Raw genomic sequence first — 13,984 nt, forward strand, 5'->3', positions numbered from 1 at the left:
TCAGCGTCTCTTCAGGTAACCGCTAGTGGAACTGCGGCGTTGTGGGGGTGCAGCGGGTCGCGGTTGGGCGACCGGGGCAACGGGTTGCGGCGCAACTTGCGGTGTCGCGGTAGCCTGTGGGGCAACCGTTACACGCTCAGCAGCGACCACCTTTTCATCGAACAAACCGGCCTGGGCCAGCGAGTTACGCACCCGGTCCCAGTCATGTTCCTGATACCGGTTGATGCCGAGGTAATGCGCCATCGCCAGGCAATACACCATCAGGTCGAGGGCTTCGTTGCGCTCGGCCTTGCCCTTGATCCACTCGATACGCTTGTGGCCCCGCACGTACTTGGCGACCTTGCGCTCGGCCACGCACTGGGCAAAGAACTCGTCCGGCAGGTCGTTGGCAAAGTGCAGCGCACCTGGGCCGGACTCGAACGGGTAACGGTTGTAGATCCAGTCCTTTGCGGTGTCGGTACCGACAAACCACAGCTCGGCGCCGCCTCGTTCGGTCTGGCCCTTCCAGGTCACATCAACCATGGACGGCCGTTGAGCGATCACCGGCTTACCGGGCTTGCTCGCGCCCTTGATGGCGAAGATGTTGCGCCAGCGACGTACGCGGCAGAACTGGTAGACCTCGTCGGTGTGGTGGCCGCCGGAGTCGACGGCGACCGCGAGAATGCCTAAGCCGACGCCGCAGGGGTGCCGGTACCGCTCTTTCAGCAGTTCATCCAGCACAGCCCAGGTGCGTTCATCCGAAGGGTCGCCCGCGATCACACGGTGATCAATGACCCAGCGCTCCATGCCGACGCCCCAGCCCATTGCCATGAACTCCAGGCGGTCGGCCTGTACGTCAACAGCGCCGGTGATCATCATCACGGCGGCCGGCATCGCGCCAAGGGAGTACCCTTCCCGGCGCGCCCGCTCGATCAGCACCGATGCCTTGGTCTGCTCTTGCGCGCTGTCCCACACCTTAGCCAGGCGGGTGTTGTAGAACACCTGCATGGGTTCAAGGTCGCCCTTGGCCTGGGCCTTTTTCGCCTTCTCAAATTGCTTCGCCAGCGACTTCCAGCCCGTCCACCCCAACGGTGAGTACAGCGCGTTGAGGTGGAAGCCGACGGTCTCACCATCGCCCTTGGCATGGGCACGCCACTCGCCACGGGCGAGCATATCGCCCTTGTGGTGCTCCTCGATCAGCACGTCGCAGTCAGGCCCGGCGCACTCGTAATGCACTACACTGAAGTCCTGGGAGTAATGCAGCCGCTCCCACTCCAGGGTCTGCATGTGCCCGCAGGTCGGGCAGGGCACGTAGTAGTAACGCTGGTCGCTACCCTCGAACAGATCGTCGATGCGCGAGGCGCCCTTGATGGTCGGCGAACTGGAGAAGTAGAACTTGGCATTGCGGCCGAAGGTACTGCCCCGCGTTTCCGCCAGTTCGATGGGATCGCCCTCTTCGCCTACGTCGACCTCCCAACGGTCGATCTCATCGCCGTACACATAGCGCGCCGACAACTCGGCCAAGTTGGCCGCAGAGCCGGCGGTGGTGACGTACAGCGAGCCTCCCTCGAACTCCTTGGTGTCCATGGTATTGCGCGAGTCCCGAGAGCGGCTCGCCGCCACACGTTCGCGCAGCACCGGGGTGGCCTTGATGGTCTTGCCTATCCGCGACGACACCCGCTTTGCCAGACCCAGGCTGGGCAGCAGCGTGAGGATGTTCGACGGCACCATGTGAATCAACGCGCCGATCCAGTTCAAGGCGATCTGGGTTTTCATCAGTTGCGAGGCAACCATGGTGACCACGCGCTTGCACGGGTGAGCCGGTGACAGGCAACGCATTGGCTCGCGTGCGTAGGGCGTTCGCACGGTGCGATATTTCCCTGGCTCGGCGGCGCCGGTATCACGCGGGATGCGCATGTACTCGTCGGCCCACTCGTCCACCCAGAGGCTGGGGTCTGGACGCAGCCCACGGAAATACGCCTCACGGTACACCTCAGCGCCGTCAGGTTTTTCCGTCTGCATGGGTTAACTCATAGTGATCAGATCGCGTTCAAGGTCAGCCGAAGACATGCGCTCGGCCTCTTCCAGGGACAGCCGCAGCGCCTTGGTCAGGTGCTGCTCAATCTCCCAAGGGTCGGACATCGCCGCCAGTTCTGGGGCCAATTGCGGGGGCATGCTGAGCAACTGATCGCGCAGCATGCGTCCGGCGTTGTAGGCTCCGGTGGTGACCGCCTTCATATCCACCAGCGAGCCCTGCACCTTGTGAAACTCGGCTTCGGCCAGCTGGGCCAGGTAGTACTCGCGGTGTGCGCGGGCCTTCTGGAAGTCGGGTTGCCCGCTCTTCGCGCCAGCAGGCTGCGGCGGCGCAGCCGTGTTAGTCGGCTCGACCATGGGGGACAGTTGGCTGTAAACATCACGCTGGAGCCGGTCTTGTTGGTGTCGAGCCGCGACGGCAGCCTTACTGGGGTCGGCGGTTTCGAGGATCAGCGCTTCTGTTGCCAGCACGTCGACCTTCTTGCCATCCGGCGACAGCACCAGGCGGTTGTTGTCTTTCAGCCAGGTGATGTAGCTCGGCGTCCTGCCGATGCGAACCGCGAAGGCGCTTTTAGACAGGAACAGTGGATCCGTCATAAGCCCTCCTTTTCAACGGCTTTTCAATGGAAACCTTTCAATTTCAATGGATTGAATTTCAGTAAGCTGGCAGCCCTGCCGCTAACGCTTTCCCGCGGGTTTCATGCCCCGTGTCCCTCGAATGCCGCCAGGGTCCCCGGCGACTTTCGGTACGCCATTCTGAAGCACCCCTCTACAGGCCACGTATTCCGTGGCCTCCAGCGCATCATGCCTGACCGCTGCCCGAGGGCGGCACATCGCACACGCCCAACCGCTTGGCGGCCCAGCGTTCATACAGCCCGATGGCGACATCGGCGCCGGCCATCGCGGTGAGACATCCAATGCTCCCTGCCGCCAGGACCGACATGCCCGAAGCGTGCAGCAACATCATGGTGGAAAGCCCGCAGACGACGCAGGCCCCGGATCGAAGGAGCAAGCGGCGAATCAAAGACCAGCCACTTACCCCCGCTTTGTCGGCTCTCCATGCCTCGCCGGATATGCCGCCGACCAGGGACAGCACGATCACCATCCAGATCGGCATATCAATAAGCGCTTGCTGCTCGTTCGTCATCGCCCTACCCCATAAACGCAAAAACCCGGCGCAATGGCCGGGTTCAGTGTGGTGGTGTGTCCCGCTGCTTGCGGTCGCACCTATCGAAGATGGGTACTTTTTACAGGCTGAGTTTCCTGGCAGCAAGCGAGTTTTAATGCCATGGCGCAATACGGGTGCAATACAGGTATGACGCAGGTGCAACGCAGGGACAATACATTCAATCGGCTATCGCTCCTTAATCGCTGTCCTACCTGTCCCATTGCTATTGAGTCAGGTGGGACAGCTGAGAGCCCCGCAAATAAAGGCTCTGTCCCACTGTCCTATTATTTATTCTCTTTCTTCACATATAGAGAGTAAATAAACAACACGCGTGCGCGAAGCACGCGCGCGCATTGACGCTACGCTCACATACGCGGGATGGGATTTTGGTAGGACAGTGGGACAGCCCGCTAACGGCGTGGTCTGTAGCTGTCCCATCACATTAAATGTTGGTGGGACAAGGTAGGACTGTGGGACAGCGTCACGCACAATACCGACAAGTATCATGCAGCCTGCTTCATCAGTAAACCGGCAATGCAGACATGCGCTTCATGTAGACGCTCATAGTAGGTTTTACGACAGCAGCCACAGTGAGTGATCTTCTGAGCCAGAAAGCTCTCGTGGTTGCAGTAATGCTCCCGCACCACCAACGACAGCTGTGGTGGCAGGTGTTTGTTGACGATCAGCTCAATGTCCACTGACTCGTCCAATAGCACTCGACTACCGCGTGTCCCCCGTATCAGTTCTCCCTTGCACTCCATCAACATGGCGATCATGTTGCCGCCACCCGTTCCACCACCGCCGGGGTTCATTGGAGAGTGCAAGTCCTCCGCCCAAAGCTTCAGCATTTCATCGATTCGCTTAATCAAAACAAGGCTCCTCGCTTGCAACGTGTTGCAGTGAAGAGGTGTTGCCCCAGTCCTTGGGTTTCTTGTAAGCCCAGGGCCGTTTACCGCTTTTCGGTAAGGCTGGGAGGCGGACACGTCGCCAGCCCAGTCGATGCATGATCGCGCCGACACGAATTTGTTCAGGCTTACCCCAGTGCCCCAAGTCCAACCTAAGCGCCTGGCTCAACACGTCGCTGCCCGACGTGGTCTCGCCAATCTGGATATCCTCAAGCCAGCTAAGGATCGGCCCTTCCCATTCATCAACGACGAACCGTTGATCCTGCGCCTCGGCAAACAACGGTGCCTCTGCAGGCGTAACCCACCAAATGTCTCCAGCCTCATAACAGAACATCGCCTCAGCCCAGAGCTGATCGCGAATTTCACGGAGCTTTGCCAGGTCAACCTTGGTACAAGCGACAGGCCAATAACGCCGGTTGCCGGTGGCGTCCTTGAGATATTCATCTTGGTTGGTGGTACCCACGAACACACACTGACGTGGCACGTCGTTAGTTCGACGACCGTAGCTCTCGCGGTAGGTATCTGTGGAGGCCGAAAAGAACTGCTTTGCCTTGGTGCTTTCTGCCTTGTTGAAGCTATCCAGCTCCCCCAACTCAACGATCCACTTGCCGCGAATGGCCTGGAACCCGTCTTTGTCACCCAGAGCAAACGGCGTATCCATAAACCACTCGCCTCCCAGAATGCTCATGGCCGTGGACTTACCAGCCCCCTGGGCACCCTCCAGAATCATGACCGAGTCAGCCTTACAACCCGGCTTCATCACCCGAGCAACGGCCGATAAGATCCAACGTTTGCCCACCTTCGTCGTGTAATCGCTCGGATGAACACCCATCACATCGGTCAACCATGTGTCGAGCCGTGGTACGCGGTCCCATTCGAGCTTTTGCAAGTAGTCACGCACCGGATGAAAGGCATGATCGTGGGCGACAACGCTGACCGCCTCGATCACATGGGACGCCTTCACACGAAGGTTGTAGTGCTGTGCCAGCCACTTCATCACCCGCACATCATCGATATCGGCCCAGTCCCCCGCGCCGCCGCCATAGGGTGCAGATCGCAACTTCACCAGTTTCGAACTGAAAGCGCTGTAGCTGATGACGCCAGCCCATCGCTCATCGTTACCAAGGATCAATTCCACGTTTTGCATGTGCGCGATCAGGGAGCCATTTTCGGTGCGGGCCAGTTGGTCCTTCCAGCCACCCGCTGCAGGAGGCCTGACCACCGCAAGCACCTGGCGGCGTACGGCCTCCAACCCCTCAGCGACGTGCAGGTCGTTGAAGTCAGTCCACTTGATCTCACGCTCGCCGGAGAACACCGGGGCCACGACTTGACCGCCGACAACCAGCGCGGCGTTGTTGGCTTTCTCTTCGCCAGGGTTCCAAGGGTCACCGTTGGGGCGCTTGGTTTTCCAGTCGTCATCGCGACAGATGATCAGCGGGCAGCCAGGAAAACGCTCGCGCATTGCCTTGGAGACAGGCAGCAGGTTGCCCGCGTCGAAGGCGATGGCGACAGTGAGCGAAGTCGCCATGTGCAGGCTTGCGCCCGTGGCGTAGCCCTCACACACCAGCACCGGTTCGCCTGGCTCAGGGTGGGGACCGATCAGGTGGAAAGCCCCCTCTTTTGACATACCGGGCGGCCAGTACTGCTTATCCCGACCGGTGTCTTCTTGCTTGGCCGGGAAGATCACCTGCAGGCCGACGATCTGGTCGCGCACGTTGCACATGGGCACCAAAAATGCGCCAGTACGTGGCGCATAACGAACCTTGAAGCCTACGATCTGCTTTCGATCCAGATAGGCGCTCTTACCCTTTTCGGGCATGCGTTTGAACAGGCCGGCAGCACGGTTGGCCGCTCGGCGTGATGCGTTGGCCGCGATCTCGGCAGCCTTTCGCTTGGCATCTTCCTGGCGAGCGCGCATGACTTCGCGCTCCTCGGAGCTCATGCGTCCGGGCTTGACCTTGATTTTTTGGGTATCGCCAGAACGCCAGTCACCGAAGCTGCCGAAGATCAGCGTCTCGTTTTTTTCGGTGCGGTGTTCGTGGATGACGTACCAGCCGTTTTTTTCCTTGCCTTTGTCCTGGGTGGTTTTGCAGCGGGTGAGCTTGCCGAATACCAAGGGTTGAGCGGGCTCAAGACCATAGTCCGCGAACTGATTGATCACATCATCGAGCATAACGGGCAGCCCTCTGATCATCGACGGTCTTGCACTCAATGCAGAGCGTGCAACCGGGCTGTGCCAAACGACGGGCCTCTGGGATGGGGCCGTCGCATTCTTCACAGAACATCAGCGAATGCTGAGACGTGTTGGATATCAGTGCCAGGCGTGCAGCGACGGCCTGATCGATGCGCTCTTGCACCAGGTCATTTGCGAAGTCAGCAATATCAGCCACGTTCCACCCCACAAGTCGTCTGGTTGACGTAGCGGGCGCGGTTGTACATGCCCAACAAACCCTGGATACCACGAAACACCAACTGGCGGATCTCGGCCAGCTCACGGTCATCGACCTTGCCGTCGCCAATGTGCTTGGCCCAGGTTTCGGACAAATCGGCAACCTGCCGGAAAAACATGGCGATACCCGTGGTCAGGGTCTCAGGCATGTCGTTGGTGTACGCCTCAGCCAGTTCCTGCCAGATCGTGTCGCCCACAAGGGCATGCACCGCATCGAGAATGCGCCGGTCCTTGGTCAGTTCGAGGATCTCGCCGAACTCCTGGATGTTGACGGTGTGTGAGGGATGGGTGGGAGACAACTTGTGCTGCAGCGTGGTGGCATTGCGGCCGGTGGTGGCGGCGATTGCTGCGGCACCGCCAGGATAGTCCCGTGCGGCGTGGTACAGGGCTAATTCGAGCGTCAGTATTTCCTTTTGCGCTCGATCAACACAGCTTAAAGCTACTCGGCTCATGGCATTAATCCTACTAAGTTGCCAGTGCCCCGCGACGTGTAGTGGTGATACATTTGCCGCGTGGCTTGAAAGGGCCCAAACGCCGGCTAGATCTTAGGGATCGAAACCGACACCGTGCCGAGGCGAACAATCCGTTGCTCACCTCTGGCGCAACAGCTGCCTAATCTGTGGTGGAAAAGGCAGCAACCCAAGACATCCGTGTCTTGGCAGCGCGATAAAGGGAGGTGGTTTGCATGTGGTGTGCCCTCCTACCTTCGTCGCGACCCGACAGCACTGTGGTGGTGTGTGCCGGGAGGAACTGGGCGGCCCTAGGGTCGCCTTTTTTCTATGCAGCTTTTGGAACATCAAGCTCAGGAGGAAATACATCATCGAGCGTGCACGTAGTCCCCAATTTGTTGAGTGCTACCGTAATGGCCCGGCACTCGTACAAGCCAGGAATTCGGGTACCCGACTCGTAATTACTCAGCCGACTCTGAGACCATCCCAAAGCACCAGCAAGTGCCGTTTGCTTGATTCCACTACGGCTTCTGAGGGCAGATATCCTATTCATTAGAAGGTTCTCTTCGTGATCCTGGGCGCAGACTAACAACGGTTCGTTATTTTTACAACACGTTAAGTCGTAAATAAATTACACAAATCGTGATATTTTCCACACATGGAAACTTTAGGTCAGCGCCTGGCGCGCTATAGAAACGAAGCGAATCTCACGCAGAAGGGCTTGGCCGCTGCCTGCAATTGGCAAAACGGCCAAGGGCGTATCGCAAACTATGAAAAAGATAAGCGCGAACCCAGCCTTGCGGATCTGCGCATGCTTTCTATTGCCTTGAAAAAACCGATGATGGATCTTGTCGAAGGCGACGACGATCAAACGAGAAGCACAGCGCCAAAAATTGATGACTACGCGCTGATTCCGCAATATACAGCGCACGGCTCAGCCGGCAACGGGCATCTCAACGACCACGTGGAGATCAAAGGCGGACTGGTTTTCAGGCGAGACTGGCTCGCCCGGATGGCCTTGAGGGAAAGAAGCCTGCATGTGATCTACGCTAAAGGTCAGAGCATGGAACCCACCATCTGTGACGGCGATGTGGTCCTGCTGGATGAAGCACAGAAAGAACCGAGAGACCGACGCATTTACGCCATGCTCAAACCTGACGGAGAGCTGATCATCAAGCGCCTGGTGCAGAGCATGACTGGCGGCTGGATCATACGCAGCGATAACGAAGACAAGCGTCAGTACCCAGATGAAGCTGCTAGCGACAATGAAATCGGCCATCTGAAAATCGTCGGGCGCATCGTGTGGCACGGCGGGGCACTCTGACCCAAGCCTTCAGTTAGGTGCTACTGAGTTGAGATTGAAGAACGCATAAATCCCTGGCTCAGTGAGATCTCCCAGAGCTATTGCTGCAAGCAGCAACATGCCAATGATGCAAATCTTGGCTCTCCATACCAGGACCATCCCCCCGATCACGCCGGGATAGCGCTTAAGGTATCTGGCAGCAATATTCCTGTATTGCTTGCCTCCTCCGAATACACACAACACCACTACAAATAGAAAAAACCACGCAAACGGCTGTGGGTGCGAAAATTGGAGCGAGGTTGCAGATAGCCCTACCGCAAACAATCCAGGCACATCATTCGCGAACCTGAAATATCGCTCCGCAATTGCTTCGTCCGGATCAAGCTCAAACATTTCCCCTCCTAAAAAACTCAATAAATTCAAATAGAACCAAAAGATACAGCTCGCATCTTTTTGCGCAACTCAAAACGATACGTCCAAAACCTCAAACTAAAATAACAATTCGTGTTGATTCGTTAAAAACATTGTGTGATATTTGCCTAACTCTTCCACCACAGAGCGAGGCAACACCATGCACACCACAGCTACCTTGCACGTCCATCCGGCCGCTGCGACCCCCACCCGCATATTTGAAATCCGCCGCCTAGCGCAAGATCTCGGTTGCACTTTCATCATGTCCAAACCCAAGCTGAAGCAGCGCTTCACACCCGCCCCTTTCGATCCAAACGGCGGAGGGCACGCGGCATGAGCAAGTACAAACTCGACAACCGCACCCTGACCTTGCTCAAGGCTCAGGTAAACCTAACCGAAACCTTCAACCACCTGCTGCGTGCCGAAGTTCAGCGGGAGGCCCTAGCGTTCCGCTTGAACGTTGAGCGACGCAAAGCCGACACACACTTCACTGTTGAACTGGGAAGCGAACGCCACACGCTGACCCTGACCAACAGCAGGAAGATGCACCTTAAGCTTGCGGACTTCATTGAGGAGATCGTCAACGGGCCAGCGAGCCCAAGCGATCCGTCGTCTGTGCCGCACGCTGACCGCCGCTACGGCGTCTTCGAAATTGAACACAAACAGCGTGTGTTCGACCTGGTGCAAACCGGCGGCGCGCTGAGCCTCGACATGGGTTTTGAGCAACCTATTAACCTGGCAATCCATCGCAACAAAACCCGCACCGGCATCACCACCATCATGAGCATCGGCGTCAAGAAGCCATTCAGCAAATGCTTCACGGTGTGCGGCAGTGACGTGGAGATCTACTCCATGGTGGCCGAATCCATCACTCACCTGGCAGCCGTGGCGACTCCCGCCGCGCATGCAGCTTAGGAGGTCGCGATGGAACGTAGCCTGGATAAAGCCGCCAAGTACTTCGGCCTCACCCGCCCCAAACTGATCGCGCTGATGCGTGACAAGGGCTTGCTCACTGAGCGCAACCTCCCGGCGTTTCCTGTACGTGACCGGGAGTACCTGCGGATCAAGAACGGCAACTGGTACCACGAGACGGCCGGAATGCAATACAGCCAGTCGACGAAGGTCCGGCAAGCCGGCATGCCCTGGCTGGCAAGTCAATTGGGCCTCGAATTGCCAGCCATCCCGGCAGACAACCGTGACGTGGCCTAGGGAGTATGCCCGCCAGATCGTCGCCATGCACACACGCGAGGAGCGCAATGCCGCGCTCCTCGAAGTGCCGGAGCATCTGCGGGACCTGACCAAACGCCACTGCCTGAATGCCTGGAATCACCCCTCACGTCTCAAACGCAAGGAGGCCGCTGCCCATGAGCAACAACAGTCAGACACCGCTACGGCTACAACCCGCACCGGATAGCGCAACCGTCGAGATGTTGCACCAACTCTTCGGCGACGTGCTTATCCCCCTGGAAAAGCTGCGCGTGCATTACTTCAAGAACCTCAACGAGAAGACCTTCACCGAGGCGATCAACAGCGGGCGTATTCAACTTCCTGTGACAACCTTGGACCACAGCGTCAAGGCTATCCGGTATGCCCACATCAAACACGTCGCAGCACTGATCGACATCCGCGCTTACCGAGCGGACGAAGACATGCCCCGGCCACAAAACGATTCAACCGAGCAAGACCAGTAACCCAGACGGCTGCCACCACCAGCCACGAAACTACCAGGAGCACACCACATGACTGCAATACAAATTTGCGCACTGATCAGCATCGTAATCGCCGCCGGTATCCTCTATTGGGTCGGGTATCGAGGCGGCCTCACTGACGGCAAAAATGATGGCTACGAAGAAGGCTATTCCGACGGCTACGTCTTGGGCCGGGACGAAGCTTCAGCCGCATACGCAGCCTCTATCAAAGAAATGTCAGATCAATGCATGCGAACTGAACTCCTATTGAGCCGGGAACCGCAAGACCGTTACACACTTCTCGCCATTGCCGAAAAGCTGAAGCTCGCCGCAGAAACTTTCCGCGCCGTTAGATCCGAAAGCCAAGCAACTCAGGCACTTGCCCTACGTGAAAAAGCACTGAACATGGCTGCGCTGATGGATCGTTTCGAACTGAAGGAGGAAGCCGCATGAACTGGATCCTCACATCCACTGGCAAGCGCTTCGATCTGTTCGAGCCCGACGCCGACATGATCGACCCACGGGACATCTCGCACTCGCTGGCCCACCTGTGCCGCTTCAACGGCCACACCCTCGAGTTCTACAGCGTGGCCCAACACAGCTGCATCGTCGCCGAGCAGGTGCCGGAAGAGTACAAGCTTGCGGCCTTGCTCCACGATGCCGCCGAGGCGTACGTGGGTGACATGACTCGGCCACTCAAGCAGTGGATTAGCGCTTACCAGCACTTCGAGGACTGCATCTGGTGGCGCATTTGCGAGCGGTTCGACATCGCTCCAGAACTCCCCGCCTGCATCTACAAGGCCGACTTGATTGCGCTGGCGACCGAACGCCGAGACCTCATTCCAACCGATCCGGCTATCTGGGATTGCTTGGTCGGCATCGAACCCATGGCCGAAACCATCCGCCCTTGGCCTGCAGCAGAAGCTCGACTTACCTATCACCAGCGCCTGATGGACCAACTCGCTATCGAACACCGGAGGAAAGCGGCATGAAGAACCACCAGGACAACACCAACGCCCTGCCCGCTTTGCTCCGCATAGCCAATGGTGGCGACACGCTAGAAACAAACAGTCTCTGCTGCGCAGCAGCAGGCATTACTGCTCCTTCCAGCGCCACTGCCGAGGCATATGTACCCCACGAAAAGCTGCGCGGGGCAGCGCTCGCTGATGCAACGCTAAACGCTCAGGAACGCCCGCTCGCGCAGCCTGCCGTGGGGTATACGCATCATTCACGCACTAGAACTTTAGAAACTGAAATTTTCTCGGACGAAGAACTGGCCGACCTTACTGGATACAAGCAGCGAGCCCATCAACGGAGATGGCTCAACGACCGCAATTGGGTATTCGTTGAGAGCCGTGGTGGCCGCCCATTGGTCGGACGCATGTACGCTCGCATGAAGCTTGGCATGACCAATCCAACGTCTGCAGAGCAGAGCACACCGCCGCCGCGACCAGCTTGGACACCTGACTTCTCCAGGGTGAACTGAGATGCGACCTCGAAACACTGAGAACAGGGACTTACCGCCGGGAATGGTGCGGAGAAAGCGCCCTCGCAAGAACGGTAAAGTGTGGGTTGGTTATTACTACAGAGACTCAACGGGTAAGGAAATCCCGCTTGGGGGAGACTTGAGCAAAGCCCGATTGAAGTGGGCAGAGCTTGAGTCCAAGGAAAAGCCAGCCGATCTGACGATGATGAAGGGGATCTTTGATCGATACGTTCGCGACGTCATTCCGAAAAAAGGCGAGCGTACCCAGAAGGATAACCTAGCCGAGCTCAAACAATTGCGGCCCATGTTTGACGGGGCGCCCATCGACTCAATCACACCAGCCAATATCGCCGGATACCGCGACGCCCGTACAGCCAAGGTACGGGCCAACAGGGAGATCGCCCTACTCTCCCACGTGTTCAACATGGCGCGGGAATGGGGCCTGACCGAGCGGGAGAATCCGTGCCAGGGCATCCGCAAGAACAAGGAAACGCCACGTGATTACTATGCCAACGGCGCCGTTTGGGATGCGGTCTACGGGATGGCTGAGCCGGAACTCAAGGAAGCCATGGACCTGGGCTACCTGACAGGCCAGCGACCAGCAGACGTGATCGTCATGCGCAGGGACGACATTGAGGGCGATTACTTCTTGGTCACGCAAGGCAAGACAGGGCTTAAGCTTAGGATCCTGATGTACACAGAGGAGGGAGAAAACAGCTTGGGCAGGTTGATTCGGGAAATTACGGAGAGGAATGCCGGCCACGTCTCGAAGTACCTGCTGATAAACAGGCACGGAAAGCGAATGACGAAGGGAATGCTGCGCTTGCGCTGGGACAAGGCGCGGGAGAAAGCTTGTGCCAAAGCAATCGAAGAGGGCGATCCGCTCCTCGCCGCGAAGATTGGCGGTTTTCAGTTTCGCGACATCCGACCGAAAGCAGCATCGGAAATCATCGATATTGGCGACGCAAGCCTGCTACTGGGACACAGTAAGCAGGAGATCACAAAGCGGGTTTACAGGAGGATTGGCGCCACTGCTAAACCATCAAAATAGGCAAAGTTTCGGAACGCCTACCCGAAAGTTTCGGAACGCCCCTCAAAAACCGTAGCGCTCCACCCAAACCCCGTAAACACGAAAGCCCCGCAATCGCGGGGCTTTCGTGTAAATCTTGGCGGGAAACCAGGGATTCGAACCCTGGAGACGCTATTAACGTCCGCCGGTTTTCAAGACCGGTGCATTCAACCACTCTGCCAATTTCCCTTGTGCATCACGGGATTATAGTAGCCCATCCCGTGTCAGCGGGCGCCATAATACCCGAATGAAACACACTGTCAAACTCTCTGCATCGCTTGTTACAAGGCGTCTGTTATGATCTTTGCGACTGAACGTTTCAAAACTGAAGGAGTGTCGCCATGCGCGAACAGAATTACGCAGTGAATGGCAACGCGCAGGCTGAGCAGCTTGAAGTCAGCCGCGTGTTGCGCAACACCTACGGCTTGCTCGCCCTTACCCTCGCATTCAGCGGCGTGATGGCTTACGTGGCCCAGCAGATGCGCGTCGGTTACCCGAATATCTTTGTCGTGTTGATCGGCTTCTACGGTCTGTTCTTCCTGACCAACAAGCTACGTGACTCGGCCTGGGGCCTGGTGTCGGCGTTTGCCTTGACCGGTTTCATGGGCTTTATCCTCGGCCCGATCCTCAACCGCTACCTGGGCATGGCCGGCGGTGCTGAAGTGGTCAGCTCGGCATTTGCCATGACGGCCCTGGTGTTTGGTGGTCTGTCGGCCTACGTGCTGATCAGCCGTAAGGACATGAGCTTCCTGGGTGGCTTCATCACCGCAGGTTTCTTCGTGTTGCTGGCGGCCGTGGTGGCCAGCATGTTCTTCCAGATCAGCGGCCTGCAACTGGCGATCAGCGCGGGTTTTGTGCTGTTTTCCTCGGTGTGCATCCTGTTCCAGACCAGCGCCATCATCCACGGCGGTGAGCGTAACTACATCATGGCGACCATCAGCCTGTATGTGTCGATCTACAACCTGTTCATCAGCCTGTTGCAGATCTTCGGCATCATGAGCCGCGATGACTGATCAGCAAGCGCTATAAAAAATGCCCCGTAT

18 protein-coding genes and 1 tRNA gene are annotated in these 13,984 nt (G+C 57.8%); 9 read left to right on the forward strand and 10 right to left on the reverse strand.

Features of this window, described 5'->3' with window-relative positions:
* The 8 genes from E1K68_RS16695 to E1K68_RS16730 form a co-directional block, all read right to left on the reverse strand.
* On the reverse strand, positions 1-2,001 hold the full coding sequence (locus E1K68_RS16695) for a phage terminase large subunit family protein (RefSeq protein ID WP_212614437.1): 2,001 nt from the start codon (positions 1,999-2,001) through the stop codon (positions 1-3).
* A gap of 3 nt (positions 2,002-2,004) precedes the next feature.
* A complete protein-coding gene (locus E1K68_RS16700) occupies positions 2,005-2,610 on the reverse strand; it encodes a terminase small subunit (RefSeq protein ID WP_212614438.1) in 606 nt (201 codons plus the stop codon).
* 205 nt (positions 2,611-2,815) lie between these two features.
* Complete coding sequence (locus tag E1K68_RS16705; protein ID WP_043046669.1) at positions 2,816-3,160, reverse strand: phage holin family protein; 345 nt, start codon at positions 3,158-3,160, stop codon at positions 2,816-2,818.
* A gap of 524 nt (positions 3,161-3,684) precedes the next feature.
* Positions 3,685-4,050 (reverse strand): hypothetical protein, encoded by a 366-nt coding sequence (locus E1K68_RS16710; protein ID WP_212614439.1) that lies wholly within the window; start codon positions 4,048-4,050, stop codon positions 3,685-3,687.
* On the reverse strand, positions 4,043-6,259 hold the full coding sequence (locus E1K68_RS16715; protein WP_212614440.1) for a VapE domain-containing protein: 2,217 nt from the start codon (positions 6,257-6,259) through the stop codon (positions 4,043-4,045). Before E1K68_RS16715 ends, E1K68_RS16710 begins: the two co-directional genes overlap by 8 nt.
* Complete coding sequence (locus E1K68_RS16720; protein WP_212614441.1) at positions 6,249-6,476, reverse strand: TraR/DksA family transcriptional regulator; 228 nt, start codon at positions 6,474-6,476, stop codon at positions 6,249-6,251. Before E1K68_RS16720 ends, E1K68_RS16715 begins: the two co-directional genes overlap by 11 nt.
* Positions 6,469-6,987 carry a phage regulatory CII family protein gene (locus E1K68_RS16725; protein ID WP_043046664.1) on the reverse strand — a complete coding sequence of 173 codons (519 nt, stop codon included), beginning with the start codon at positions 6,985-6,987 and terminating at the stop codon, positions 6,469-6,471. The genes E1K68_RS16720 and E1K68_RS16725 overlap by 8 nt, the downstream gene beginning before the upstream one ends.
* Before the next feature lie 325 nt (positions 6,988-7,312).
* Positions 7,313-7,537, reverse strand: a complete 225-nt coding sequence (locus E1K68_RS16730; protein ID WP_093114312.1) for a helix-turn-helix transcriptional regulator — start codon at positions 7,535-7,537, stop codon at positions 7,313-7,315.
* A gap of 105 nt (positions 7,538-7,642) precedes the next feature.
* Between E1K68_RS16730 and E1K68_RS16735 the strand changes: the two genes are divergently transcribed.
* On the forward strand, positions 7,643-8,308 hold the full coding sequence (locus E1K68_RS16735) for a LexA family transcriptional regulator (RefSeq protein WP_212614442.1): 666 nt from the start codon (positions 7,643-7,645) through the stop codon (positions 8,306-8,308).
* A gap of 9 nt (positions 8,309-8,317) precedes the next feature.
* On the opposite strand, the gene E1K68_RS16740 is transcribed toward E1K68_RS16735, so the two are convergent.
* Complete coding sequence (locus E1K68_RS16740; RefSeq protein WP_150689220.1) at positions 8,318-8,680, reverse strand: hypothetical protein; 363 nt, start codon at positions 8,678-8,680, stop codon at positions 8,318-8,320.
* A 351-nt stretch (positions 8,681-9,031) separates the two neighbouring features.
* Here E1K68_RS16740 and E1K68_RS16745 point away from each other — a divergent pair, with 351 nt between their 5' ends.
* From E1K68_RS16745 to E1K68_RS16780, 7 genes are all read left to right on the forward strand, one after another.
* Complete coding sequence (locus E1K68_RS16745) at positions 9,032-9,613, forward strand: hypothetical protein (RefSeq protein WP_212614443.1); 582 nt, start codon at positions 9,032-9,034, stop codon at positions 9,611-9,613.
* A gap of 9 nt (positions 9,614-9,622) precedes the next feature.
* Entirely contained in the window at positions 9,623-9,907 is a 285-nt protein-coding gene (locus E1K68_RS16750) for a phage antirepressor KilAC domain-containing protein (protein WP_212614444.1), read from the forward strand.
* Positions 9,908-10,062: 155 nt separating this feature from the next.
* Entirely contained in the window at positions 10,063-10,389 is a 327-nt protein-coding gene (locus E1K68_RS16755; protein ID WP_065935948.1) for a pyocin activator PrtN family protein, read from the forward strand.
* 48 nt (positions 10,390-10,437) lie between these two features.
* On the forward strand, positions 10,438-10,839 hold the full coding sequence (locus E1K68_RS16760) for a hypothetical protein (protein ID WP_212614445.1): 402 nt from the start codon (positions 10,438-10,440) through the stop codon (positions 10,837-10,839).
* Entirely contained in the window at positions 10,836-11,378 is a 543-nt protein-coding gene (locus E1K68_RS16765; RefSeq protein WP_212614446.1) for a phosphohydrolase, read from the forward strand. Before E1K68_RS16760 ends, E1K68_RS16765 begins: the two co-directional genes overlap by 4 nt.
* 218 nt (positions 11,379-11,596) lie before the next feature.
* A complete protein-coding gene (locus E1K68_RS16775) occupies positions 11,597-11,872 on the forward strand; it encodes a DUF4224 domain-containing protein (RefSeq protein ID WP_103299385.1) in 276 nt (91 codons plus the stop codon).
* Position 11,873: 1 nt separating this feature from the next.
* Entirely contained in the window at positions 11,874-12,923 is a 1,050-nt protein-coding gene (locus E1K68_RS16780; RefSeq protein WP_212614447.1) for a tyrosine-type recombinase/integrase, read from the forward strand.
* 116 nt (positions 12,924-13,039) lie between these two features.
* Here E1K68_RS16780 and E1K68_RS16785 read toward each other — a convergent pair.
* Positions 13,040-13,130: transfer RNA gene (locus E1K68_RS16785), tRNA-Ser, on the reverse strand.
* A gap of 152 nt (positions 13,131-13,282) precedes the next feature.
* Between E1K68_RS16785 and E1K68_RS16790 the strand changes: the two genes are divergently transcribed.
* Complete coding sequence (locus tag E1K68_RS16790) at positions 13,283-13,954, forward strand: Bax inhibitor-1/YccA family protein (protein WP_003192030.1); 672 nt, start codon at positions 13,283-13,285, stop codon at positions 13,952-13,954.
* The last annotated feature ends 30 nt before the right edge of the window (positions 13,955-13,984 follow it).

This window comes from Pseudomonas sp. B2021 (assembly GCF_018135665.1).
GTDB classification, from domain to species: domain Bacteria; phylum Pseudomonadota; class Gammaproteobacteria; order Pseudomonadales; family Pseudomonadaceae; genus Aquipseudomonas; species Aquipseudomonas lactis.

Excerpts from the sequence above, each read along its gene's own strand:
- E1K68_RS16715 (WP_212614440.1), bottom strand. The coding sequence starts at position 6,259 with ATGCTCGATGATGTGATCAATCAGTTCGCGGACTATGGTCTTGAGCCC.
- E1K68_RS16750 (WP_212614444.1), top strand. The coding sequence starts at position 9,623 with ATGGAACGTAGCCTGGATAAAGCCGCCAAGTACTTCGGCCTCACCCGC.
- E1K68_RS16780 (WP_212614447.1), top strand. The coding sequence starts at position 11,874 with ATGCGACCTCGAAACACTGAGAACAGGGACTTACCGCCGGGAATGGTG.
- E1K68_RS16730 (WP_093114312.1), bottom strand. The coding sequence starts at position 7,537 with ATGAATAGGATATCTGCCCTCAGAAGCCGTAGTGGAATCAAGCAAACG.
- E1K68_RS16745 (WP_212614443.1), top strand. The coding sequence starts at position 9,032 with ATGAGCAAGTACAAACTCGACAACCGCACCCTGACCTTGCTCAAGGCT.
- E1K68_RS16740 (WP_150689220.1), bottom strand. The coding sequence starts at position 8,680 with ATGTTTGAGCTTGATCCGGACGAAGCAATTGCGGAGCGATATTTCAGG.
- E1K68_RS16760 (WP_212614445.1), top strand. The coding sequence starts at position 10,438 with ATGACTGCAATACAAATTTGCGCACTGATCAGCATCGTAATCGCCGCC.
- E1K68_RS16695 (WP_212614437.1), bottom strand. The coding sequence starts at position 2,001 with ATGCAGACGGAAAAACCTGACGGCGCTGAGGTGTACCGTGAGGCGTAT.
- E1K68_RS16755 (WP_065935948.1), top strand. The coding sequence starts at position 10,063 with ATGAGCAACAACAGTCAGACACCGCTACGGCTACAACCCGCACCGGAT.
- E1K68_RS16735 (WP_212614442.1), top strand. The coding sequence starts at position 7,643 with ATGGAAACTTTAGGTCAGCGCCTGGCGCGCTATAGAAACGAAGCGAAT.
- E1K68_RS16790 (WP_003192030.1), top strand. The coding sequence starts at position 13,283 with ATGCGCGAACAGAATTACGCAGTGAATGGCAACGCGCAGGCTGAGCAG.
- E1K68_RS16705 (WP_043046669.1), bottom strand. The coding sequence starts at position 3,160 with ATGACGAACGAGCAGCAAGCGCTTATTGATATGCCGATCTGGATGGTG.
- E1K68_RS16765 (WP_212614446.1), top strand. The coding sequence starts at position 10,836 with ATGAACTGGATCCTCACATCCACTGGCAAGCGCTTCGATCTGTTCGAG.
- E1K68_RS16725 (WP_043046664.1), bottom strand. The coding sequence starts at position 6,987 with ATGAGCCGAGTAGCTTTAAGCTGTGTTGATCGAGCGCAAAAGGAAATA.
- E1K68_RS16700 (WP_212614438.1), bottom strand. The coding sequence starts at position 2,610 with ATGACGGATCCACTGTTCCTGTCTAAAAGCGCCTTCGCGGTTCGCATC.